This window comes from Aeromonas piscicola, from assembly GCF_000820005.1.
Classification (GTDB): domain Bacteria; phylum Pseudomonadota; class Gammaproteobacteria; order Enterobacterales; family Aeromonadaceae; genus Aeromonas; species Aeromonas piscicola.
Genome location: NZ_CDBL01000056.1, coordinates 64,818 through 87,606 on the forward strand (window position 1 = coordinate 64,818; position 22,789 = coordinate 87,606).

Here is a 22,789-nt window from a genome sequence, read left to right on the forward strand (position 1 = left end):
TGGGGCAGGGCGTCGCTATCAGGGCATCGTCTTCGTAACACCACAGAGTGAGGCTCTCGTCGTTCAGGCGCAGCCCTTAACCATCACTTGGCGTGAGTGGGGCAGGGCGTCGCTATCAGGGCATCGTCTTCATAACGCCACAAGGTGAGGCTGTTACCCCACACACAGCCGGTGTCGAGCGCCTTGATGTCGTTCCTGCCTGTGTTGCCCATCAGGGCTGCCCAGTGGCCGAACACCAGTATGGGATCATCCATATGGTGCTCGCGCTGCTCGAACCAAGGGCGCAGGCCGGGTGTAGACTCTGTGGGGCCTTTCTTGCACTTGAACTCGAGTCGGCCATCGAAATAGCAGAAGCGCATCCGGGTGAAGGTGTTGATGATGTAGCGGTAACGCTCGATACCGGCCAGATCTTCACTCCAGCCATCGGGCAGATCGCCATACATGTTGTGCAACAACCAGCTGTACTGATCGCCGCGCAGCAGACTCTCTACTTCGCGGGCACAGTTGCGTGCCGTTCGGGCGTCCCAAGCGGGGGAGATACCGGCATGCACCATCATGATGGACAGATCCGGGTGCTCCGCCAGCAGGGGGCGATGGCGCAACCACGTCAGCAGCTCGTCCCGATCCGGCGCTTCCATCAGGGCTTGCAGCTTGTCTTTCTTCTTGAGCGGCGCAACGCCATCGGCGACCGCCAGCAGGTGAAGGTCGTGGTTGCCGAGCACTGTGACGGCCCGTTGGCCCAGCGACTTGACGTAGCGCAGTGTCTTCAGGGAGTCCGGACCGCGGGCGACCAGGTCGCCGCAGAGCCAGAGCATGTCCTTGGCTGGATCGAACTTTGCGAGATCCAGCAGACGACGCAAGTCGTCATAACAGCCCTGGATATCGCCAACAAAACAGTTCGCCATGAAACCTCAATTAATAATGTTTGGGACGGCCAGGGTAAAAGGCGCTATGGGCGCCTCGAACGGCTGCCCTGACTCATCTTGCAGGGTGTAGCTCCCTTCCATCACCCCCAGCGGGGTGGCGAGTGGCACGCCGCTCTGATAGCGAAAGGTCTCCCCTTCCAAAATCAGGGGCTGCTCCCCGACGACGCCGGGGCCCTCGACTTCCAGCATCTTGCCATTGGCATCCGTGATGAGCCAGCGCCGGTGCAGCAGCTGCGCCGGGCCGGGCCCCAGATTCTCAATTTCGATCAGATAGTGGAACTGGTAAGGGTCTTGGGTATCCGCCACATAACGGGGGTATGGGCGGATCACTATGTGCGGGTGTGCCACGGGATCAGGCCTGTTGCTGATCCGCCAGCCAGTTGGCGATCATGACGAACTGCTCCAGGGAGAGATTCTCCGGGCGCAGATTGCCATCGATGCCAAGCTCGGTCAGCTGGGCGTCTGTGATGAAGTTGGCGAAGCTGTTGCGGATAGTCTTGCGGCGCTGGCCAAAGCCTTCGGTACAGACGCGGCTCAGGCAGCGGATGTCTTTGGCGACGATTGTCGGGTTCTTGTGCGGCACCAGACGGACCACGGCAGAATCCACTTTCGGCGCTGGCTTGAAGGCGCCAGGGCCCACTTCCAGCACCGGGATCACCTGGCAGTAGTACTGCACCATGACGCTCAGGCGGCCATAGGCCTTGCTGCCCGGGCCGGCGGACATCCGCAGGACCACTTCCTTTTGCAGCATGAAGTGCATGTCTTCTACCCGGTCGGCGAAATCGCACAGGTGGAAGATGAGCGGGGTGGAGATGTTGTATGGCAGGTTGCCGAAGATGCGCAGCGGCCCCTTGCCTTCCCCCATCAGAGTGCCGAAGTCGAAGCGCATGGCATCGGCCTCGATCACGGTCAGCTTGTCCTTGAGGGTCGGGTGCTCGCGCAGGCGCGCGGCCAAGTCCCGGTCCAGCTCGACCACAGTCATCTTGTCCATCTGGGAGGCGACCGGTTCGGTCAGGGCGGCGAGGCCCGGGCCTATCTCCACCAGATTCTGACCCGGCTGCGGATTGATGGCGGCCACTATCTGATCGATCACATAGCGGTCATGCAAGAAGTTCTGACCGAAACGCTTACGGGCCGTATGACCCATGTGCACCTTGTTGCTCTGCACCTTACTGCTCATATCTTTTTTTCTCTACCATCTTGATGGCGTGGTTAATCGCGGTGATCAGACTGCCCGGGTCCGCTAGGCTCTTGCCTGCCAGATCCAGCGCAGTGCCGTGATCCACCGAAGTGCGGATGAAAGGAAGTCCAAGGGTGATATTGACCGAACTGCCGAACCCCTTGTATTTGAGCACGGGCAGCCCCTGGTCGTGGTACATGGCGAGTACCGCATCCGCATCCTTGAGGTATTTGTCCTGGAACAGGGTATCGGCCGGCAGCGGGCCGACCAGATCGATCCCCTCCTGGCGCAAGCCAGCCAAGGCGGGTTCGATCACGTCAATCTCTTCACGGCCGAGATGGCCCCCTTCCCCGGCATGGGGATTGAGGCCGCAGACGTAAATCCGGGGCTTGGCGATGCCAAACTTGGTTTTGAGATCCGCATCCAGAATGCGGATCACCTTGCCGAGGCGATCCTCTGTGATCGCCATCGCCACATAGGCCAGCGGGATGTGAGTGGTTGCCAGCGCCACCCGCAAGCCTTCCGTCGCCAGCAGCATCACCACATCGGCGGTGCCCGACTGCTGGGCGAAGAACTCGGTGTGACCGCTGAACGATACACCCGCCTGGTTGATGATCCCCTTGTGCACCGGGCCGGTCACCACGGCAGCAAATTCGCCGCTGAGGTTGCCGTCGCAGGCGCGCTGCAGGGTCGCCAGCACATAGGCACCATTGCCTTCATCGAGTTCACCCGGCACCACGGGAGCGCCCAGGGTCACAGGACAAAGGGTCAGGGTGCCCGCCCGCTGCGGCTGGGCAGGGGCCTCGGCGTCATAGGATTGCAGCTCGATGGGCAGCCCCAGCAGGGCGGCCCGTTCGAGCATCAGGGCAGGATCGGCGATCACCACCAGCTGGTGGGGCCAATCCTGCTGGGCTATCTGCAGCACCAGATCCGGACCTATCCCGGCCGGTTCACCCGGGGTAATGGCGAGACGACGACAGCTCATCAGCTGCCGGCGCCTTCGATCTGGATGTAGGCCTCGTCACGCAGCTCGTCCAGCCAGGCCTGGGACTCTTCGGTGAAGCGGCGGTTGAAGATCAGCTGATAGGCACGCTGCTCCTGGGCCTTGTTGGTGGCATCCTGGCTGCGACGCTCTTCCAGCTGCACTATGTGCCAGCCGTGGGTAGTACGGAAGGGGGCGCTCAGCTCACCCGGCTTGAGGCGGTTGACCATGTCGCGGAATTCCGGCACGTAGACGTTGGGATCAGACCAGCCCAGCTCGCCGCCCTGCACCGCAGAGCCCGGATCTTCGGAGTATTTCTCCGCCAGACTGGCGAAGCTGGCCTTGCCGCTCTTGATGTCGTGCAGTATGCCGTCCAGCATGCCCTTGGCCTTCTCTTCACTCAGGATGATGGAGGGCTTGATCAGGATGTGGCGGGCGCGCACTTCGGTCTGCACGACCTGCTGCTGGCCCTTGGCATCGAACACCTTGATGATGTGCAGACCGGCGCCTGAGCGCAGCGGACCCACTATGTCACCTTTCTTGGCACCCTGTACCGCTTCGGCCATCAGGGTCGGCATCTCTTGCGGGCTCATCCAGCCCCAGTCGCCCCCTTCCAGCGCCTTGGGGCCATTGCTCTCGGCAATGGCCAGCTTGCGGAAGTCGGCCCCCTGCTTGAGGGCGGCCAGGATGCGCTCAATCTTGCTCTTGGCGGTGTTGAGCTGCTCGGCGTTCGGGTTGTCCGGCAGGGCAATCTGGATATGACCGACATGGTACTGCTGTTGCTGCTGGCCCTGCTTGGCGAGTATGTCTACCACCTGCTTGACCTCCTGCTCCGAGATGTTGATGCGGCGGCGCACCTGGTTGCGGCGCACTTCGTTCATCAGTATCTCGCGGCGCACCTCTTCCCGGTACTGGGCATAGGTCAGCCCTTCGCGGGCCAGCTGGGCACGCAGTTGCTCCACCGTCATCTTGTTGTCGGCAGCTATGCTCTGGATGGCCTGCTCCAGCTGGGTATCGCTGATCTTGAGGCCCTGACGATCCGCCAGTTGCAGCTGCAGGCTCTCCTGGATCAGGCGATCCAGTGCCTGTTTGCGCAGGGTGGCATCGTCAGGCAGGGATTGACCGCTCTCCTGGGCCGAGCTTTTGACTTTCTGTACCAGGGCTTCCTGCTGGCTGGCCAGCACCACGTCCTTGTTGACCACGGCAAGCACCTTGTCCATCAGCTCGGGGGCGGCGAAGGCACCCTGGCTCATGGCTCCGAACAGGCCTGCAGTCAGCAGGGAAATCAACGTCTTCTTCATATCCATCTCTCAAGGCGTTTGCCAGACCGGTTACTGGTCTCGCAGGTTAAACGGACGAATGTAAGGCAGTGCTTCAGTATCCAGGGAGGTGCCCTTGGAGCCGGTACCCACGCTACCCAATCCTTTCATTTCAAACTGAATACCGAAACTGCGCTCGGCTGTGGATGTATTGTTCACGTTGTTGGGCGTATTGACCCACTCCAGGTTGAAGTTGATGCTCCAGCAGCAAGAGTCGTACTTCAGGCCTACCTTGCGATCAGACTTCACGCTCTGATTGAGCTCCTGATAGTAACCCCCGTACAGGTGCCACTGATCATTGAGCGGGGTGGTTAACAGCATCCCGATCTGGTTGAGATCGGTGACCTCGTTATTCGTGTTCGGCACAAGGTTGGCATCGCGCACGAAACGATGGTTCAGCTGGCTGATCAGCTTCTCGTGGCGATACTCAACGGCGCTGTTGGCCGAGCTGAAGCGGCTCTGGTCCACATCATATTGCGCGCCGGCATGGGCAAACCACTGCTCGTTGATCTTGGCATCCCCCTCAAACGACAGCGGTGAGCGAGTGTTGGTGGTCAGGGAATCGCTGGAATAGAGCTTGACCCTAGGCGCAACAAAGTCGAAAGCTTGGGCAACGGCCAATCGAATTCGTTCGTCGCCAACCTCATCATATACTCGGCTGGTGACACCGAGCGAGACGCGATTTGAGTCGCTGATGCGGTCCAGGCCGGCATAACGGCGATCGCTGAACAGGCTGTAATAGTCCTGGCGCATGTTGGTGGAGTCATAGACGCCTATGTTGTCCTGATCCTTGTAGGGCACATAGAGGTACTGGAACTCGGGCTCCAGGGTCTGGTTGGCATCGCCGCCGAACCAGTTCTGGTTGCGTTCGAAGGTCATACCACCCTTGAGGCGGAAGGAGGGCAGGGTGCGGGTGATGATGCCTTCGTCCAGGGTGACGCCGTTCGCACCCGCTGGGGTGAAGCGATTGACGAAGGTGGAGCTCATGTTATCCGGCACTTCCTGATCGTAACGGGTGTACATCAGCTTGTACTGGCTGTCGAGGTAGTAGCCCGCCTCGTCGATCAGCGGCATGGTCAGGGTTGGGGCCGTATAGACCCGGGTACCCGTGTAGGCACTGCCCTTGTTCTGCTCTATGGCCTGGGCATTGTTGTAACCGAACTTGGTGATCTCGGTGTTCCAGGCCAGATCGTACCAGCTGCCCTGCTGGTAGTAGTTGTGGTCGATGCGCGGCATCAGCTCGTGGGGCTGCTGGGCGCTGGCCAGCAGGATCTGGTAGGTCCGCACCTCGGTGTTGATGTTCCAGTTGGGCTGGAAGTAACCGGCCATCAGGGACTGCTGCAACTGGTTGTCGACCTGGGTGCCCACCTTGGGAGAGAAGTCGTTGAAGTAGTTGTAATCCTGATCCCGCACCTTGGTGTAGTCCACTGACACCCGCATCGAATTGTCCATGAACATGGAGGTATGGCGGGCGTTCAACAGGTAGCGGTGACCATCGGAGAGGTAATCGTTGAGACTCGGGGTCTCGTCGTACTGCTTGTCGTTGGCCAGGTTCTCGAAATAGAGGCTGCCGACATGGGCCGGATCCGGCATGTAGCGGAACTCGACCTGCTCCATCAGGCCCCGTCTATCCATGAAGCGGGAGGTGATGGTGGCGTCGTAGTTGGGGGCTATGTTCCAGTAGAACGGCTGGGTGATGTCCATGCCGTTCTTGGAGCTCTGGGTATAACCTGGATAGAGCAGACCCGTCTTGCGCTCATCCTTGATGGGGAAGTTGATATAGGGGAAGTAGAAGACCGGATAGTCATATAGCCAGAGGCTGGCGTTCCAGGCTTCCCCGAACACTTCTGTCTGGTCTATGTCTATGCTGCCCGCTTTGAGAGTCCACACTTCCTGGCCTGGTGGGCAGGTGGTGTACTGGGCCCCTTCCAGAGTGATGTTCTGGTTGTTGTTGGTCATGGTGACCCGGTCGGCGGAGCCGCGCACCGGCGAACCGTGCACCTGATACTTGCCCTCTTCCAGCTCGGAGTTCTTGGTATCCAGATTGGATTTCAGGGTCTTGTCACTGGTGACAGTGATCTGGCCATCGTTGTAATAGATGTTGCCGATGGCGATGACATCCCGGCTCTTCTGATCGAGCTCGGCATAATCTGAGTCAAATTTGCGTACTCCCTGGCGAACCTTGACGTCGCCCTGATAGACGGCGGTGCCGCCTTGTTTGGCCTCGAGCCGATCCGCATCCACCTCGACGGGTTGGGCGTTGGCATCCTTGTCCGGGGCCAGCCGCTCTATCTTGGGAACATAGTCATAGCAGAGCCCGTCCAGGATCCCGGTGGCGGGCGGCGGCGTCAGTGGTGCCGCCTGCACTATGGCCGGTGTCAGGGCTGGAACAAGGCTGATGGTCAGGGCGATAGGATAAGCGTACCCCAGTGTCCATTTTGTCATGTGAAAGACTCGCGCAATCCGTGGTAGCTACGGCTGATTCAAGACATGCATTTTACGACAGGATTCATCGAGTTGACATTGCATGTCATTGCTTTATGTTAGCCGGCAATGATAAAGCATTATTGCGGCCAGGGCTAACAGCCAAGTGCTGCTTTCCAATTTGGTCCCTGACTTATGTACGATCGCGATTCCCTGCTATTGCAATGGGCGCGCCGGATCTCCGGTGATGCCAACCTTCAGTTGACCTTGATTTCCGGTGACGCCAGTTTTCGCCGCTACCACCGTGGTGGGGGTTTGGTGTGGGTGGATGCCAATCCAAAAACTGAAAAAAATCATGAGTTTGTCCGTAATGCTGCCGCCCTGCATGCCATGGGGCTGCTGGCGCCCGAGGTCAGGGCTGTGGATTATGAGCAGGGCCTGCTGGCGGTGACAGATCTGGGGGATACCCAGCTTATCGGCTGTCTGGACGCGCACAACGTGCAGGCTTGGTATGGCAAGGCCATAGCGCTGCTGCCCCCGCTGGGGGCAGTGGATCTGGTGCTGGAGCCCTTCGACGCAGCCTTCATGGCCCGTGAAAACAGCATATTCCCCGAGTGGTTGCTAGGTCATCACCTGCAATTGCAGCTCAGCGAAGCCGAGCAACGGCTGCTGGATGACACCTTCGCCTGCCTCACCGCCAACAATCTGGCTCAGCCGCAGGGGGTGATGCACCGGGATTTTCACAGCCGCAACCTGATGGTGTGTGGTGGTGACACGCCTGATGGCAGCCGGCTTGCCATCATCGACTTCCAAGACATGGTCATCGGGCCGCTTAGCTATGACCTGGTCTCCCTGCTCAAGGATTGTTACGTGCGCTGGCCGGATGCGGTGATCGAGCAGGGCATGCGGCAGGGCTTCGATACCCTGCAGCAGGCGGGGCTGCTTGGCGGGCTCGACTATGCCAGTTTCCGTCGTCATGCCGACCTGACCGGCATGCAGCGCCACCTGAAGGCGGCAGGCATCTTCACTCGCCTCTACCATCGCGACGGCAAATCCGGTTACCTCAAGGACATTCCTCGCACCCTGGGCTATGTGGTGGACACGTGCCACCAGCATGGCGCCACCTATCCTGTGCTGGCCCGTTTCGGCCTGTGGCTGGAGCAGGTGGTGCTGCCCGGGATGAACCGCACCGCGCAGGTGACACCATGAAGGCGATGATCCTGGCCGCCGGCCGTGGCGAGCGCATGCGCCCGCTCACCGACAGCCTGCCCAAGCCGCTGCTGGCGGTGGGAGGCAAGCCGCTCATAGTGCACCATATCGAAAAGCTCGCGGCGGCCGGTGTGACTGAACTGGTCATCAACCACGCCTGGCTCGGCCACAAGCTGGTCGAGGCGCTTGGTGATGGCAGTCAATTCGGGGTGAGTATCCACTGGTCGGCCGAGGAGAGTGCGCTGGAAACCGCCGGGGGCATAGTACAGGCGTTGCCCCTGCTCGGTCCGGCGCCGTTTCTGGTGATCAACGGCGATACCTGGCTCGGTCTGGACTATCGCACCCTGGTGACCCAGCCACTGGGGGAAGATCTGGCCCACCTCTGGCTGGTGCCCAATCCGCCCCAGCATCCAGGCGGGGATTTCTCTCTTAACGCGGGTCGGGTACAGGATGCGCCGGCCTTCACCTTCAGCGGTGTCGGGCTCTATGATCCCGCCGCCTTTGCCGACTTGGCGCCGGGTGCGCGCAAGCTGGCGCCCCTGCTGCGTGACTGGATGGCGCAAGGTCGGGTCGGTGGCACCATGCTGGCCGGCGAATGGCGGGACATAGGCACTGTCTCGCGGCTGCGCGAGCTGGATGACCAGCTGCTGGGGCACTCTCATTAACATCACGAGGTCTTGAACCATGCGTATTTGGGGTAAGGTGCTTGGCGCCTTCTTCGGTTTTCTGCTCGGCAACATCTTTGGTGCCCTGCTTGGCCTCTGGATCGGCCATCGTTTCGATCGGGGCATGGGTATTCGGGGGGCGTTCCAGCGAGGCCCCAGCCAGCAACAGCAGGCGGTTTTCTTCCACGCCACCTTCGCCGTCATGGGGCATATCGCCAAGGCGAGCGGCCAGGTTACTGAGCAGGAGATCCGGGTTGCGTCCAACCTGATGGATCGGATGCGGCTGGTGGGCGATCAGCGGGCCCGCGCCCAGGAGTCGTTCCGGCTGGGCAAGGAGGCTGGGTTCCCGCTGCAGGAAACCCTGGCCGAATTCCGCCGTGCCAGCCTGGGGCAGCGCGACATACTGCGCTTCTTCCTGGAGGTGCAGCTGCAGGCCGCCTTTGCCGATGGCAAGGTCGAGGCCAACGAGCGCGCCATCCTGCACACCATCGCCGATGAGCTGGGTTTCAGCCGCATCGAGCTGGCCCGCATCCTGGCCATGGCCGAAGCGCAGATGAACTTCTTCAACCGGGCGCACGGCGGCCAGTATCAGGGCGGTGAGCACGGCGGGCAGCAGTACCGGCAGGAGGCGCCGTCAGCGGATCGCCTCAAGGATGCCTATCAGCTGCTCGGAGTGAGCGAGAGCGACAGCGATCAGGACATCAAGCGTGCCTACCGCAAGGAGATGAGCAAGCATCACCCGGACAAGCTGGCCGCCAAGGGGCTGCCGCCCGAGATGATGGAGATGGCGAAGGAGAAGACCCAGGAGATACAGCAGGCCTGGGAGTGGATCCGCGAGGCACGCGGTATTCGCTGAGTGCCGTTATCTGCCAGCCATAAAAAATGCCCGTCGATGACGGGCATTTTTGTGTGCGAAAGTCAGGCTCAGTGGCTGTCGACCCAGACGAACTTGAGCACGAACAGCAGGGCGACCACCAGTACGCAGGGGTTGATCTCGCGCCAGCGGCCTGTGCCTGCCTTCATCACGCAGTAGGAGATGAAGCCCACGGCGATCCCCTCGGTGATGGAGAAACTGAACGGCATCATGACAGCTGTCATGAAGGCGGGCACCGCTTCGGTCAGGTCTTCCCACTTCACGCGGGTCAGCTCGGAGCACATCAGCACGCCGACATAGATGAGGGCACCGGCGGCGGCATAGGCAGGCACCATGGCGGCGACGGGGGAGAAGAAGATGGCCAGCAGGAACAGGATGCCCGCGATGATGGCGGTCAGACCGGTGCGCCCGCCGACGGCGACGCCTGAGCTGCTTTCGATAAAGGCGGTGACCGAGGAGGTGCCCATGAAGGCGCCGCCGACCGAGCTCACGCTATCAACCAGCAGTGCCTGCTTCATGCGCGGGAAGTGGCCCTTGTCGTCCGCCAGCTTGGCGCGGTTGGTGACGCCGATCAGGGTGCCTGACGAGTCGAACAGGTTGACCAGCATGAAGGAGAAGATGATCCCCGCCAGACTGATGTCGAGCGACCCCATCAAATCCAGCTGGCCGAACACCGGCGCTATGCTGGGCGGCATTGAGACGAAGCCCTTGAAGGTCACATCACCAAACAGCCAGCCCAGGGTGGTGGTCACCACTATGGCGATCAGCACGGCGGAGTGAACGCCGCGGGCTGAGAAGATGCAGATCAGGAAGAAACCGAGCAGCCCCAGCAGGCAGGGCAGGGAGGTGAGATCGCCCACCGTCACCATGGTCGCCGGGCTCGCCACTACGATACCTGCATTGTGCAGGCCGAGCAGGGCGATGAGCAGACCGATACCGGCGGTGATGCCGACCCGCAGGGTGAGCGGGATATTGGCGATCAGCCAGTAACGTACCCGCAGCAGGGTGAGGATCAGCAATCCTAAGGCACCCCAGAAGATGGTGCCCATGCCGACTTGCCAGGAGTAGCCCATGCCGGCCACCACCACGAAGGCGAAGAAGGCGTTCAGTCCCATGGCGGGGGCCAGGGCGATGGGCAGATTGGCCAACAGGCCCATCAGGATGCTGCCGATACCGGCGATGAGGCAGGTAGTGACAAACACAGCCTGGGTGTCCATGCCCGCCGCAGAGAGGATCTGCGGGTTGACGAACACTATGTAGACCATGGTCAGGAAGGTGGTTATGCCGGCGATGACCTCGGTGCGGGCGGTAGTGCCATGGCCTTGCAGGGCAAACAGGCGCTCAAGCAATCCTTGCCCGGCGGCCTGATTGGCAGCTTGGTGTTGTTGGTTCATGTTGGATTCCAATAGGTGACGTGAAATAAGCAGCAGGGGAAAGGGCCATCCCATTCCTGTGGGGTACATAGCCCTGTTTCTGGCGGTTAAGTAACCAGACTCGTCCTGATACCGTGACAGCGCGCACATTTTTACACAGGCGGCGGCGTTTACAAACCCTGGATCTGCGAAGCGGATCAATGAATAGAGCAAAAATTCAAACGTTTGCTTTTTGAGCAACAAAAAAGGTCCTCGATAGAGAACCTTTTTTGGCTGACAGAGGTCGCGTCAGAGGGTCTTGAAGTAACGCTCCACCAGCTGGGCCAGCACGGAGTCGAGTCTATCCTGCACCTCTCCCAGCTCTCGTCCGACACGACGCAGGAACAGACTGGCCTGCTCCTCGGTCAACTTGCGCCCCTCGATGAAGAACTCCTGCTCCGGCAACTGCTTGTCGTAGCGCGGGAGCAGCACCCAGCTCACCAGGTCAGGATCGATGACAGAGAAAATCTTGGCGGCGGCGACACAGAAGGTCTCGATATGCTCCTTGCCATCCGGCCCGAGGCAACCGGGTTCGACCCGGATCTGGATGGTGAGTTTCTTCTCTGTGGGGGGCTGGGTCGTCATCTTGCTACATCCATGCAAAGGCATCCGTCTTGGATTGTAAGCCAAAAGGCAATAGAAAGGGGAGCCTGAGCTCCCCTTGTGACGCTGTCACCCTTATTTGGTGATGCGCTTGTACTTGGCGCGGTGAGGCTGAATTGCCTCGGCACCGTAGGTCTTCTTCTTCCACTCTTCGTATTCGGTAAAGTTGCCTTCGAAGAAGGCAATATTGCCCTCGTCCTGGTAGTCCAGGATGTGAGTGGCGATACGGTCGAGGAACCAGCGATCGTGGGAGATGACCATGGCACAACCCGGGAACTCCAGCAGGGCGTTCTCGAGGGCGCGCAGGGTTTCGATGTCCAGGTCGTTGGTAGGTTCATCCAGCAGCAGCACGTTGCCGCCGGTCTGCAGCAGCTTGGCCAGATGCAGACGGCCACGCTCACCACCGGACAGCTCGCCGACCCGCTTCTGCTGATCGGCGCCCTTGAAGTTGAAGCGGCCGATATAGGCGCGGCTCGGGAACTCGTAGTTGCCGATACGCAGGATATCCTGACCGTCGGCGACCTCTTCGAATACCGTCTTCTTGTCATCCATGCTGTCGCGGAACTGATCCACCGAGGCCAGCACCACGGTTTCACCCAGGGTGATGGTGCCGGAATCCGGCTGCTCCTGACCCGACATCATGCGGAACAGGGTGGACTTACCGGCACCGTTCGGACCTATGATGCCGACGATGGCCCCCTTCGGAATGGCGAAGGAAAGGTCGTCGATCAGCACCCGATCACCGTAGGATTTGCGCAGGTTGGCCACTTCCAGCACCTTGTCGCCGAGGCGGGGTCCGGGCGGAATGAACAGCTCGTTGGTCTCGTTGCGCTTCTGGTAGTCGTTGGTGTTGAGCTCTTCGAAGCGAGCCATACGGGCCTTGGACTTGGCCTGACGACCTTTCGGGTTCTGACGAACCCACTCCAGCTCTTTCTCGATGGACTTGCGACGAGCCGCTTCGGAGCTGGCCTCTTGGGCCAGACGGGCATCTTTCTGCTCCAGCCAGGAGGAGTAGTTGCCTTCCCACGGGATACCTTCGCCGCGGTCCAGCTCCAGGATCCAGCCTGCCACGTTGTCGAGGAAGTAGCGGTCGTGGGTGATGGCCACGACTGTGCCTTCATAGTCGTGCAGGAAGCGTTCCAGCCAGGCCACGGATTCCGCATCCAGGTGGTTGGTCGGTTCGTCCAGCAGCAGCATGTCCGGCTTTTCCAGCAGCAGGCGGCACAGCGCTACGCGGCGGCGCTCACCACCGGAGAGGTGCTGGATTTTGGCGTCCCAGGCCGGCAGACGCAGGGCATCGGCCGCGCGCTCCAGCTGGTTTTCCATGTTGTGGCCACCCTGGGCCTGGATGATGGCTTCCAGCTCGCCCTGTTCGCGGGCCAGCTTGTCAAAATCTGCATCGGGATCGGCGTAGGCCGCATAGACCTCGTCGAGACGGGCCATGGCGCGTTTGACGTCGCCGACCGCCTCTTCCACCGCTTCGCGGACTGTCTGCTCCGGATCCAGCTTCGGCTCCTGGGGCAGGTAGCCGATCTTGATGCCGGGCTGTGGACGGGCTTCCCCTTCGATCTCGGTATCTATGCCGGCCATGATGCGCAGCAGGGTGGACTTACCGGCACCGTTCAGACCCAGTACGCCTATCTTGGCGCCCGGGAAGAAGCTCAAGGAGATGTTCTTGAGGATATGACGCTTGGGCGGCACTACCTTGCCGACCCGGTTCATGGTGTAAATAAATTGAGCCATTGGCTAATTCTCTTCCTTTTCAGCAGGTTAATGTCTTGGCACTAACAGACTGATGTCGTGGTGGGGCCAGGTCGACACGCCGTCAACCCGGTTCCAAAAAACCCGTCGATTGTAAACCAATGGACAGGGGTGGGCAAAGGTGGCGCCCGGTTGGCGCCCCCCTTTGCCGCCGCGGTCACGTCTTGCTGCATCAGTCGTGCAATTTGGGCATGATGTGGGCTCCTGTTTTGTCCCGGAGTTGTCATGATCCCATCCCCTCAGGCACCGTCACTGGCCGTCTTTCTCAACGTAATGGGATTGGACGCTGTGATGAGTGAATCCCTTTGCCAGCGCTTGCCACGGCTGACCCTGAGTTCCGGTCAAGTTTTGCGGGCGCAAGGGGCACGGCAGGAAGCGGCGTTTTATGTCGAACAGGGCATAGCCCGCGCCTGTCACTACACCCGGGACGGGCAGGAGCGTTGCAAGGAGTTCTACTTCGAAGGGGAGCTCTGCCTGCTCTATGACAGCTGGCTCACGGGGTCGCCTGCCCGCTACCAGCTGGAGGCGCTGACGGAACTGCAGGTGGTGCGGGTGCCGCTCGCTCTGCTGGATGAGCCGGGCTTTCAGCCGGTCTGCATGGCCCTGCTGCGCCAGCAGCTCGGTTACAAGGAGCACAAGGAGGCGTTTTTGCTGCTGCACTCCCCCGAGGAGCGTTATCGGGAGCTTTGCCACACTTTCCCCCACTGGCCAGCGCGGCTCACTCAGGTACAGCTCGCCAACTACATCGGCATCAGCCCGGTCACCCTGTCACGGATCCGCCGCCGCATTAACGCGGGTTAATGCCGCCCTCCAGCCATCCTTTCATGCTGCGCCATCCAAATGATGGACGAGGGGTGAATTATGTCGCTGTTTCTGTGGTCGCAACTGGTGGTGAGCCTGGCCTTGCTGCTCGATCTGCTGTCGTTTCAGTTGCGGGATCGCCGCAGGATCCTGGCCTGTCTGGCCCTCTCCTGCGCGCTCAATGCCGGTCACTTTGCCCTGCTAGGGCAATGGTCGGCTGCCAGCCTGTTGTTGCTGGCCAGCGTGCGTTTTCTGGTTAGCATCTGGCTGGTGCGCAGCATCTTGATGTGGTTTTTCATGGGGTTGGCCTGTGCGGCCGTGCTGGCGACCTATCAGGGGCCGCTGGCGCTGCTCGGCCTGCTGGGCAGTCTGCTGCAAACCCGGGCGGCTTTCTGCCAGGACGATCGCCTGCTGCGGCGCTGGATGCTGCTCGGTACCCTCTGCTGGCTGGCCAACAACCTGTTGGTGGGCTCACCGGTGGCGGCACTGATGGAGGGGCTGTTTCTGGTCAGCAATCTGGTGGGGTACTACCGCCACTACGGGCGCAAGGCGTGTGCTGGCTAGCTACATGCGGGTCCGCATTGCCGTTTTGCTGGCTGGCCCGATCAGGAACCTGATGAAGGGACGGGGTATTGCGGTTGGCGCGGGCTTGCAAGGCAAAGAGGCCGCCATTGTGGCGGCCTCTTTGGTGTATCAGGCTTTGTTGAAGCCGTTGATCAGCGCCTTGGCGTAGTCGATGACGAACTGCTGGCAGTGGATGGCTGTTTGGGGATCGAACTCCTCGCCATGGAGATCCGTGTTGGAGAGCACCCGGATCCCGACAAAGGGCACCTTGTAGGCCTCGGCCACCAGAGCGGCGGAGGAGGTCTCCATCTCTTCTGCTGCCGTGTTATAGGTCTGGTGCAGCCAGTTGATGCGGGCCACTTGCCGGTTCCACTCGTCGGCAGTGCCTATGATGCCTGCCACCACTCGGCCGTGCTGATAGCGATCTGCCATGCCAAGGGCACGGCCAACCAGCTCGGGGTCACCAGCGAACGAGGTGTGCTCCACCAGCTTGCCGTTGTCACGCAGACGCATGGTCACATCGAAGTTGTGCCATTTGCTTGGGTCGACCCCCTGTTCGGCTGGGGCCAGATCGCTGCGATAGGCGCCCATGTTGAAGCTCTTGCTGCCGATGATGATATCGCCCCGATGCAGTGCCGGATCATGGCCGCCCGCCGTGCCCTGGTTGATGATGAGGCGTGGTTGAAAACGCTCTATGCCGAGCGTGGTGGCTGCCGCCGCATTGGCCAGACCCACCTCGGTGCGGGAGATGACCACAGGATAGCCAGAGATAGTGCCCTGCCAGTATGTCCAGGCCCCCACGGTGAGCTCCTTCTTGTCTTTCAGGGCGGCCACCAGGGTCTCCACTTCGACATCCATGGCCCCCTGGATCAGGATGGGGGCGGGGGCCGGGCTGGCCGCGGTGACGGCAGAGGAGAAGAGGGCAAACAGTGTGAGCAGACGCGAGCAGCGTTTGATGAAATTCATGGGTTACCTGTTGGTCTTGCGAGGAAGCGCAGGATCCTACCGAAAGGAAAACGGTTGCGCAAATGCAGGTGTGAATATTGTCAATAAATGCCGCTGCTGGCGGCATATCTCAGGGTTGCTTGTGGCCCGCATAGTAGAGGACCCGCCGCACATATTGCTGGGTCTCCTGATAAGGGGGTATGCCCCCGTATTGCTCCACCGATTTCTCGCCAGCGTTGTAGGCCGCAGACATCAGGGTCCAGTTGCCATCGAAGTGGGTGTGCAGCCACTTGAGGTAGGCCACCCCGCCCTTGATGTTTTGCTCGGGGTCGAAGGGGCGGGTGACACCGAAGCGCTGCTGGGTATCAGGTATGAGCTGCATCAGCCCCTGGGCGTTCTTGGGGGAGACGGCGCGGCTGTTGAGATTGGATTCGGCGATGGCGATGGCCAGCACCAGGCGCTCATCGATGCGGTGACGCTTGGCGGCACTGCGCAGCATGATGACCAGCTTCTGCTTGGCCGGGGACTGGCGGGCCAGATAGGCATCCAGGTTGAAGGGGGTATTGGGGATCTCGGCAAAGTAGCCGCCACCCCCGCCGACCCCGGCGCCACATTGATCTCCCATGACGGCATTGCCGATGCGGGCGTTGTAGTAGCGAGTTGCCTGCTGGTTGCCAAGACGCATCGCCATGGCGAGGTAGGCGTTGGCCATCCTGGGGTTGCGCACCGAGCCCGGGCCTGTGGCGAGCAGACGGCCGATGCGGAAGTAACCTTCCGGATTGCCCGTCGTGGCGGCGGCGCAGTAGAAGTGGATGGCCTGGGTCAGGTTGCCCTGACTCTGTGCCTCCTGGCCTTTTTTCAGTGCACTGAGCGCCTTGGGCGCCTGTCTGAAATCCCTGCTTTGCGCCGCTGCCTGCATGGTACCGGCCAGCAACAGCGATAAAAAAAGCAGCAAAAACAGTCTGTTTTCGCTGAGGCTCGACATGGATTCTCTCCTGTTGGGGTACAGAAGATATAGGGGAACATGACTCGTTCCGCCATTAATCCAGTGGATCCTGTTGTTATGGATCCACTCCTCCAGAGATCAAAACGGTATGGAACCAGTGTTAAATGCAGGCACGGCAGGCGCTGTGACTGTGCCATCCAGGCTTTATGGGTAGAAAAAGAGAGTTGCAGACACGACGCTAGTGGCTAGCTCGGCCCCATCGGCCCCATCGGCCCCATTTGCTCCGTCGGCCCCATTTGCTCCGTCAGTTCCATTTGCTCCGTCGGTTCCATTTGCTCCGTCGGTTCCATTTGCTCCGTCGGTTCCATTTGCTCCATTGGTTCCATCGGTCCCGTTCTCCCCCTTCATGTTGCGGTCATTGGCACCGGCATGGGTTGCGCAGTCCGTGCCTGCCGGGCAGGGGGATTGGGCCAAGGCTGGGACGACATGCAGGCCTGTGAGCAGTATCAGGAGGGATAACAGGGGGCGGATCTGGGTCATGGATATTCCGGGCGGCACTGGCCGAGTAACGGGTTGGGGCAGAGGTTGTCAGTGGCGCTGAGCTAGACGTCGAGATGATGCGTCTGCTCATCTTCCCTGGCGGCGGGCAGCTGGCGGTACATCAGACCGATTTCACTCGCCACCCAGACCGAGAGCAGTGCCAGCAGGCTGATCAGGGGCAGCAGGGTATGGCTCTGTTGCAATGCACAGGCAGCGAGTGCGGCGCCCAGCAACAGCAGGGTTCGGATCATGAGGTGACTCCTTCTCATCATGGTGATCTGGCATGGCCCGGAAGTTGTTCCCGTATGACGCCACGCCCGGCAGTATACCGCGCAGTGCCTGCGTGTGTCTGTGTCCATATGTGGTGGTCACTGCGCTCATCCTGATGCCTCGGGCGAAACACTGCGATCTGATTCATTCATCACTCATCGGGCGTCAGATTCATCTGCTCGCTCATGGTATCGATGAAGTGGCGGATCACGGGCGATGGGCTCTGCTCGGCACTGTGCGGGGCATAGAGCACGCAGAGATCGGCCGGGATCTGCTGCTCCAGCCGGATGAAACGCACATGGGGCCACTTCTGGCGGCCGTAGCTGGCCGGGGCGAGCGCAACCTGCTGGCTGGTGGCCACCACCGCCATCAGGGTATTGGGCTCGACCACCTCCTGACTGAGGTGGGGGTAGAAGCCCTCTACCAGGCAGGAGTTGATGATGAGGTCGGTAGAGGCCGAGTTGGCCCGGCTCATCAACACGAAGCGCTCGCCTGCCAGCTCGGTGAGGGAGACCCGCTTGCGATCCCGCAGCGGGTGCTCGTCCGATACCACCAGCACCATGGGTTCGCGATAGATGCTCTCGGCCTGCAGCGGATGGATGTTGAAGGTGTCGGCGAAGCGGGCGAGTCCGAGATCTATCTCCTTGCTGGCCAGCGCCTGCTTCTGCTTCTCCGGCGACAGCTCAGTGAAGGAGATCTCGAACTCGGGATGGATCCTGTGACACTGGCGGATCACCTCGCCAAAGCCCGCCCAGAAGATGGAGCTGACCAGCCCGATGCGGATCTGGTTGCGCTCCATGCGCCCCGCCTGCACCACCTTGTGGAGGCCGCTCTCCAGCACGTCGAACAGCAGGGCACACTCATCCAGCAGCAGACGGCCGGTGGCGGTGAGGCTCACCTGGCGAGTGTGGCGTTCAAACAGGGCCAGCCCCAGCACGCTCTCCAGCTCCTTGATCTGGGCGCTGAGTGGAGACTTTGAAACATTGATCTGCTCGGCGGCCCGACTGAAGTGGCCGTGGCAGGCTACTGCATGGAAGTAGCGCAGCATCTTGAGGGTGACGCGATCGCGCCAGTGACTGTCGAGAGACAAGCTGACCTCCTGTCAGTATGGGGAGCCTGGTGCGATCCCCGTCAAAGATTGTGCATCGGGCTGTGCTGGCAGAGGGGCCGGTGCACTGCGCCTGGTCGATCCGGCTCACACTCTCGCCACCGCTTTTCTGCGGCAAGCGCGCCGACGGATTGACAATAAGGGCCAATCAGCACCGTTTATGCACGTTTGGACACCCTCTGCCTGCTATCGCTCGCTTGATTGTGCTGAAAAACGGGATAGTCAGGCCGATTTTAGCGATTTTTATCGCCGAATTCCTCCCCTAGAGTGAGCCCATCTTCTCATTTACAGCCTCAAGAGGTGCAGCTCATGCAACAAGATCCGGTACTCAACGCCGTCGCCACCATTCTCGCCCGCAAGCTGGGTTTTGCCCCCCGCGCGGCCATGATCCTGGGTTCAGGCCTCGGCGTGCTGGCCGACGGGCTGGAGGAGAAGGTCACCATCCCCTACGAGGAGCTGGACGGCTTCCCGGTCAGTACCGTAGCCGGTCATAGCGGCGAGCTGGTGCTCGGCAAGCTGCACGGGGTGGACGTGGTCTGTATGAAGGGGCGCGGCCACTACTACGAACACGAAACCATGAAGGTGATGACCACCCCGGTGCGTACCTTCCAGCGCCTCGGCTGCGAGCTGCTGCTGGTGACCAACGCCGCAGGTTCGCTGCGTCCGGAGCGGATCGGGGTCGGCTCCCTGGTCATCTTCAACGATCACATCAACACCATGCCGGGCACCCCCATGACGGGCGCCAATGACGAGGCCTACGGCCCGCGCTTCTTCAGCCTGGCCAATGCCTATAACAAGGGGCTGAGGGGCGAGGCGCTGGCGCTCGCAGAGCGCGAGGGGATCGCCGTCAATCAGGGGGTGTTCGTCTCCTACAGCGGCCCCTGCTTCGAGACAGCCGCCGAGATCCGCATGATGCAGATCATCGGTGGTGACGTGGTGGGCATGTCGGTGGTACCCGAGGTGGTCAGTGCCGCCCACTGTGGTCTGCCGGTGCTGGCAATCTGCGCCATCACCAACATGGCGGAGGGGCTCGGCGACGTGCAGCTCTCCCACGAGCAGACCCTCAAGTGCGCCAAGCTGGCGGAAGCGGACTTCATCCGCCTCATCAACACCTTCATCCAGCACCACTTCCAGTAAGCAGGAACGACCAGGAGGTCACCTATGTTTGCAGCAGGATTTCTCGGCATGGCGGCGCTGATCCTCATCGCCATTCTCGCCTCGACCAACCGCAGGGCCATTCGCCTGCGCACCGTGGGGCTGGCTCTCGCCTTGCAGGTGGCCATAGGTGCCCTGGTGCTCTATGTGCCGCTGGGGCGGCGGGCGCTGGAGGGCATGGCCCATGGGGTCGATGCCGTGCTGGCGAGCGGCAAGGCGGGCATCCACTTCCTGTTCGGCAATCTGGTCAACTTCTCGGTGGATGGCATCGGCTTTGTGTTCGCCCTCAACGTGTTGCCGCTGGTGGTCTTCTTCTCGGCGCTGATCGCCGTGCTCTACTACCTCGGCATCATGCAGCTGGTGATCCGCTTCATCGGCGGCGCCATGGCTCGCCTGCTCGGCACCTCCCAGACCGAATCCATGTCGGCGGTGGCCAACGTCTTCGTCGGCCAGAGCGAGGCGCCGCTGGTGGTCAAGCCCTATATGCCGAAGATGAGCGACTCCGAGTTTTTCGCCGTCATGTGTGGCGGCATGGCCTCGGTCTCCGGCACAGTGCTGGCCGGCTACGCCATGATGGGAGTGGACATGCAGTACCTGCTGGCGGCCTCCTTCATGGCTGCACCCGGCGGGATCCTGTTTGCCAAGCTGATCATCCCCGAGACCCGCCAGCCGGACTATGCCTTCGACCACAGCATCCAGTTTGATGGCAAGAAGCCGGAGAACGTGCTGGCGGCAGCCGGGGAGGGGGCCAGCAGCGGCCTCAAGCTGGCGGCGGCCATCGGCGCCATGCTGATCGCCATGATAGGGCTGGTGACCCTGGTCAACACCTTGCTCGGCGGGGTAGGGGACATGATGGGCATGCCGCTTTCGCTTGAGATCATCCTGGGCTGGATCTTCTCGCCGCTCGCCTTCCTGCTCGGGGTGCCGGTGGCGGACATCGGCATCGCCGGCGCCATGATCGGCAAGAAGCTGGTGGTGAACGAGTTCGTGGCCTACAGCGATCTCTCCCCCTACCTGAAGGACGCCAGCACTGTGACCGCGGCCGGTCTGCAGGTGCTGGAGGAGAAGTCCAAGGTGATCATCAGCTTCGCTTTGTGCGGCTTCGCCAACCTGGCCTCCATGGGGATCCTGATCGGCGGCCTCGGCACCCTCTGCCCGTCCCGTACCGATTTCATCGCCCGCCACGGCCTGCGCACCGTGCTGGCGGCCACCTGTTCCAACCTGATGAGCGCCGCCATCGCCGGGGTCTTCTTCTCCCTGGTCTAAGCGAGTCTCAGGTTCTCTACGGGGCGCTGCGGCGCCCCTTTTCATCACCCATTATCGCAATTCGGAGCCTTCTCATGACCTCTTCCACCCCTCTCGATCTGACATGGGCCGCCGTTCGAGCCATCGAACTGATGGATCTCACCAGCCTCAACCCGGATGACAATGACGAGCGTATCGTTGCACTCTGCCGGCAGGCGCAGACCCCCTTTGGCAACACGGCTGCCGTTTGTATCTATCCCCGTTTCGTGGCGCTGGCCAAGCAAACCCTGGCGGCTCAGGGCACCCCGCAAATCAAGGTGGCGACCGTGGTCAACTTCCCCCATGGCGACGATGAGCTAGAGGCCGTGCTGGCCGACACCCGTGTGGCCCTCATCGATGGTGCCGACGAGATTGATCTGGTGATCCCCTGGCGTGCGTTGCAGGCGGGAGACGAGACACGTGCCCGGGCGCTGGTGCGCGGTTGCAAAGCGCTATGCGGGGCACGGGTGCTCAAGGTGATCATCGAATCCGGCGAGTTGAAAGCCCCAGCCCTGATCCGCACGGCTTCCATGCTCGCCATCGAGGAGGGGGCCGACTTCATCAAGACCTCCACCGGCAAGGTGCCGGTCAATGCCACGCCTGAAGCCAGTCGCATCATGCTGGCGACCATCGCCGAGCTGGGGGCACAGGATCATGTGGGGTTCAAGGCGGCGGGCGGGGTGAGAAGTGCCCGGGAGGCTGCCGACTATCTGGCCATGGCGGCCGAATGCTGTGGCGAAACCTGGCTCGATGCCGACCACTTTCGCTTTGGCGCCTCCAGTCTGCTCGGCCAGTTGCTGGCGACCCTGGACGGCGAAACCCCGGCCGCTGTTGGCAGCGGTTACTGAACGAAACTCCCAGCCAGACCGGCGTCCTGCAGGGCGCCCGTCATTACAGGTGTATTACATGTCCCATCCCCGTTTTCATTTCATTCAGGCCCACGGCAAGGTACTGCTGTTCACCCTGCTCATCAGCCTGTCGTTTCCCATCGGCAGTGCGCTCACCGCCGTGCTGGATCCCCTGGTGGTCACCTGGGTGCGCTACCTGCTGGCGGCGCTCACTTTCGTGACTCTGCTGGCTTGCCAGCGGCGACTGCAACGGCCTTCACTGCGGGATCTGGGGCGCTATACCCTCATCTCGCTGCCAGCGCTCTGCTACTTCGTCGCCATGTTCGTGGCGCTGCAGGAGACCAGCGCCCTCGATGCCAGTGCCCTCTACACCACGGTACCGCTCATCAGTGCCCTGGCCAGCATGCTGATCTTCCAGCGCCGCATTGGCTGGTCGATGGCGTTTGCTTTGCTGGGGGGCATGGTGGCCGCCGCCCTCATCATTTTTCGAGGGGAACTGGGACTGGTGGCGAGCCTGAGCCTCACCCCCAGCAATCGTATCTATCTGCTCGGTTGTGTGGCCATGGCCCTCAATCCCATCCTGATCAAGCGCTACTACCGGGGGGAGTCGTTCGTCCATCTCACCTGCTGGACCCTGATCTGCGCCACCCTGCTGCTCACCCTGGTGACGGCACCCCGGTTGCTGGCGACCGACTGGGGCCAGGTGTCGCTGCCGCTCTGGTTCGGGATGGGCTATCTGGCGCTGTTTGCCACCGCGCTCAGCTTCTTTCTGTTCCAGCAGGGCAGCGTGGTACTACAGCCGGAGCAGGTCTCGGCCTACACCTATCTGATCCCCGTGCTGGTGCTGCTTTTCAGCAGCCTGACGGGGGAGCTGGTGGCATGGCATCAGGTGGGCTGGGGCGTGCTCGGGGTGGTGCTGACCATGGTGGTGATGGTGCGAGGATCGGTCAGGGTGCGCTCCGGCAGGCCCTGA

The 22,789-nt window shown here is 61.4% G+C and carries 22 protein-coding genes; 9 read left to right on the forward strand and 13 right to left on the reverse strand.

Annotation, left to right across the window (positions count from 1 at the left end; translation table 11 throughout):
* Positions 1 to 83: 83 nt before the first annotated feature.
* The 6 genes from BN1128_RS14585 to lptD are packed head-to-tail and all read right to left on the reverse strand — an operon-like array spanning position 84 to position 6,852.
* A complete protein-coding gene (locus BN1128_RS14585) occupies positions 84 to 905 on the reverse strand; it encodes a symmetrical bis(5'-nucleosyl)-tetraphosphatase (protein ID WP_042870004.1) in 822 nt (273 codons plus the stop codon).
* Between the two features lie 6 nt (positions 906 to 911).
* On the reverse strand, positions 912 to 1,274 hold the full coding sequence (gene apaG / locus BN1128_RS14590) for a Co2+/Mg2+ efflux protein ApaG (protein WP_042870007.1): 363 nt from the start codon (positions 1,272 to 1,274) through the stop codon (positions 912 to 914).
* A gap of 4 nt (positions 1,275 to 1,278) precedes the next feature.
* Positions 1,279 to 2,106 carry a 16S rRNA (adenine(1518)-N(6)/adenine(1519)-N(6))-dimethyltransferase RsmA gene (rsmA, locus tag BN1128_RS14595; protein WP_011899041.1) on the reverse strand — a complete coding sequence of 276 codons (828 nt, stop codon included), beginning with the start codon at positions 2,104 to 2,106 and terminating at the stop codon, positions 1,279 to 1,281.
* On the reverse strand, positions 2,096 to 3,091 hold the full coding sequence (gene pdxA, locus BN1128_RS14600; protein WP_042870010.1) for a 4-hydroxythreonine-4-phosphate dehydrogenase PdxA: 996 nt from the start codon (positions 3,089 to 3,091) through the stop codon (positions 2,096 to 2,098). Before pdxA ends, rsmA begins: the two co-directional genes overlap by 11 nt.
* A complete protein-coding gene (gene surA / locus BN1128_RS14605) occupies positions 3,091 to 4,389 on the reverse strand; it encodes a peptidylprolyl isomerase SurA (RefSeq protein ID WP_042870012.1) in 1,299 nt (432 codons plus the stop codon). Before surA ends, pdxA begins: the two co-directional genes overlap by 1 nt.
* Before the next feature lie 30 nt (positions 4,390 to 4,419).
* A complete protein-coding gene (lptD, locus tag BN1128_RS14610) occupies positions 4,420 to 6,852 on the reverse strand; it encodes an LPS assembly protein LptD (RefSeq protein WP_042870014.1) in 2,433 nt (810 codons plus the stop codon).
* A 174-nt stretch (positions 6,853 to 7,026) separates the two neighbouring features.
* Here lptD and BN1128_RS14615 point away from each other — a divergent pair, with 174 nt between their 5' ends.
* Genes BN1128_RS14615 through djlA form a run of 3 tightly spaced genes read left to right on the forward strand, consistent with a single transcriptional unit; the run spans position 7,027 to position 9,561 of the window.
* Entirely contained in the window at positions 7,027 to 8,040 is a 1,014-nt protein-coding gene (locus tag BN1128_RS14615) for an aminoglycoside phosphotransferase family protein (protein WP_042870015.1), read from the forward strand.
* Positions 8,037 to 8,705 (forward strand): N-acetylmuramate alpha-1-phosphate uridylyltransferase MurU, encoded by a 669-nt coding sequence (gene murU, locus BN1128_RS14620; protein WP_042870017.1) that lies wholly within the window; start codon positions 8,037 to 8,039, stop codon positions 8,703 to 8,705. The genes BN1128_RS14615 and murU overlap by 4 nt, the downstream gene beginning before the upstream one ends.
* 19 nt (positions 8,706 to 8,724) lie before the next feature.
* Positions 8,725 to 9,561, forward strand: coding sequence for a co-chaperone DjlA (gene djlA, locus BN1128_RS14625; protein ID WP_042870019.1), 837 nt, complete (start codon positions 8,725 to 8,727; stop codon positions 9,559 to 9,561).
* Positions 9,562 to 9,629: 68 nt separating this feature from the next.
* Here the strand turns inward: djlA and BN1128_RS14630 are convergent, their stop codons facing one another.
* From BN1128_RS14630 to ettA, 3 genes are all read right to left on the reverse strand, one after another.
* Complete coding sequence (locus BN1128_RS14630; RefSeq protein ID WP_042870021.1) at positions 9,630 to 10,973, reverse strand: NCS2 family permease; 1,344 nt, start codon at positions 10,971 to 10,973, stop codon at positions 9,630 to 9,632.
* Between the two features lie 267 nt (positions 10,974 to 11,240).
* Positions 11,241 to 11,576, reverse strand: coding sequence for a hypothetical protein (locus BN1128_RS14635; RefSeq protein ID WP_042870024.1), 336 nt, complete (start codon positions 11,574 to 11,576; stop codon positions 11,241 to 11,243).
* 93 nt (positions 11,577 to 11,669) lie between these two features.
* Positions 11,670 to 13,337, reverse strand: a complete 1,668-nt coding sequence (gene ettA, locus BN1128_RS14640; protein ID WP_017412471.1) for an energy-dependent translational throttle protein EttA — start codon at positions 13,335 to 13,337, stop codon at positions 11,670 to 11,672.
* A gap of 243 nt (positions 13,338 to 13,580) precedes the next feature.
* Here ettA and BN1128_RS14645 point away from each other — a divergent pair, with 243 nt between their 5' ends.
* Positions 13,581 to 14,156 carry a Crp/Fnr family transcriptional regulator gene (locus BN1128_RS14645; RefSeq protein WP_042870027.1) on the forward strand — a complete coding sequence of 192 codons (576 nt, stop codon included), beginning with the start codon at positions 13,581 to 13,583 and terminating at the stop codon, positions 14,154 to 14,156.
* Between the two features lie 57 nt (positions 14,157 to 14,213).
* Positions 14,214 to 14,720 carry a YgjV family protein gene (locus BN1128_RS14650; RefSeq protein WP_042870029.1) on the forward strand — a complete coding sequence of 169 codons (507 nt, stop codon included), beginning with the start codon at positions 14,214 to 14,216 and terminating at the stop codon, positions 14,718 to 14,720.
* A 129-nt stretch (positions 14,721 to 14,849) separates the two neighbouring features.
* Here BN1128_RS14650 and BN1128_RS14655 read toward each other — a convergent pair whose 3' ends face one another.
* The 4 genes from BN1128_RS14655 to BN1128_RS14670 form a co-directional block, all read right to left on the reverse strand.
* Positions 14,850 to 15,686 (reverse strand): phosphorylase family protein, encoded by an 837-nt coding sequence (locus BN1128_RS14655; protein ID WP_042870031.1) that lies wholly within the window; start codon positions 15,684 to 15,686, stop codon positions 14,850 to 14,852.
* Positions 15,687 to 15,795: 109 nt separating this feature from the next.
* Positions 15,796 to 16,650 (reverse strand): lytic transglycosylase domain-containing protein, encoded by an 855-nt coding sequence (locus BN1128_RS14660; protein WP_042870033.1) that lies wholly within the window; start codon positions 16,648 to 16,650, stop codon positions 15,796 to 15,798.
* Positions 16,651 to 17,213: 563 nt separating this feature from the next.
* Positions 17,214 to 17,402 carry a hypothetical protein gene (locus tag BN1128_RS14665; protein ID WP_042870035.1) on the reverse strand — a complete coding sequence of 63 codons (189 nt, stop codon included), beginning with the start codon at positions 17,400 to 17,402 and terminating at the stop codon, positions 17,214 to 17,216.
* A gap of 170 nt (positions 17,403 to 17,572) precedes the next feature.
* Positions 17,573 to 18,511 (reverse strand): LysR family transcriptional regulator, encoded by a 939-nt coding sequence (locus BN1128_RS14670; protein ID WP_082030430.1) that lies wholly within the window; start codon positions 18,509 to 18,511, stop codon positions 17,573 to 17,575.
* A gap of 327 nt (positions 18,512 to 18,838) precedes the next feature.
* On the opposite strand from BN1128_RS14670, the gene xapA reads away from it, so the two are divergent.
* From xapA to BN1128_RS14690, 4 genes are all read left to right on the forward strand, one after another.
* On the forward strand, positions 18,839 to 19,666 hold the full coding sequence (xapA, locus tag BN1128_RS14675; RefSeq protein ID WP_042870037.1) for a xanthosine phosphorylase: 828 nt from the start codon (positions 18,839 to 18,841) through the stop codon (positions 19,664 to 19,666).
* A 24-nt stretch (positions 19,667 to 19,690) separates the two neighbouring features.
* Positions 19,691 to 20,950, forward strand: coding sequence for a NupC/NupG family nucleoside CNT transporter (locus BN1128_RS14680; protein ID WP_042870041.1), 1,260 nt, complete (start codon positions 19,691 to 19,693; stop codon positions 20,948 to 20,950).
* Between the two features lie 74 nt (positions 20,951 to 21,024).
* Entirely contained in the window at positions 21,025 to 21,816 is a 792-nt protein-coding gene (deoC, locus tag BN1128_RS14685; protein ID WP_042870042.1) for a deoxyribose-phosphate aldolase, read from the forward strand.
* 58 nt (positions 21,817 to 21,874) lie between these two features.
* Positions 21,875 to 22,789 carry a DMT family transporter gene (locus BN1128_RS14690; RefSeq protein WP_042870044.1) on the forward strand — a complete coding sequence of 305 codons (915 nt, stop codon included), beginning with the start codon at positions 21,875 to 21,877 and terminating at the stop codon, positions 22,787 to 22,789.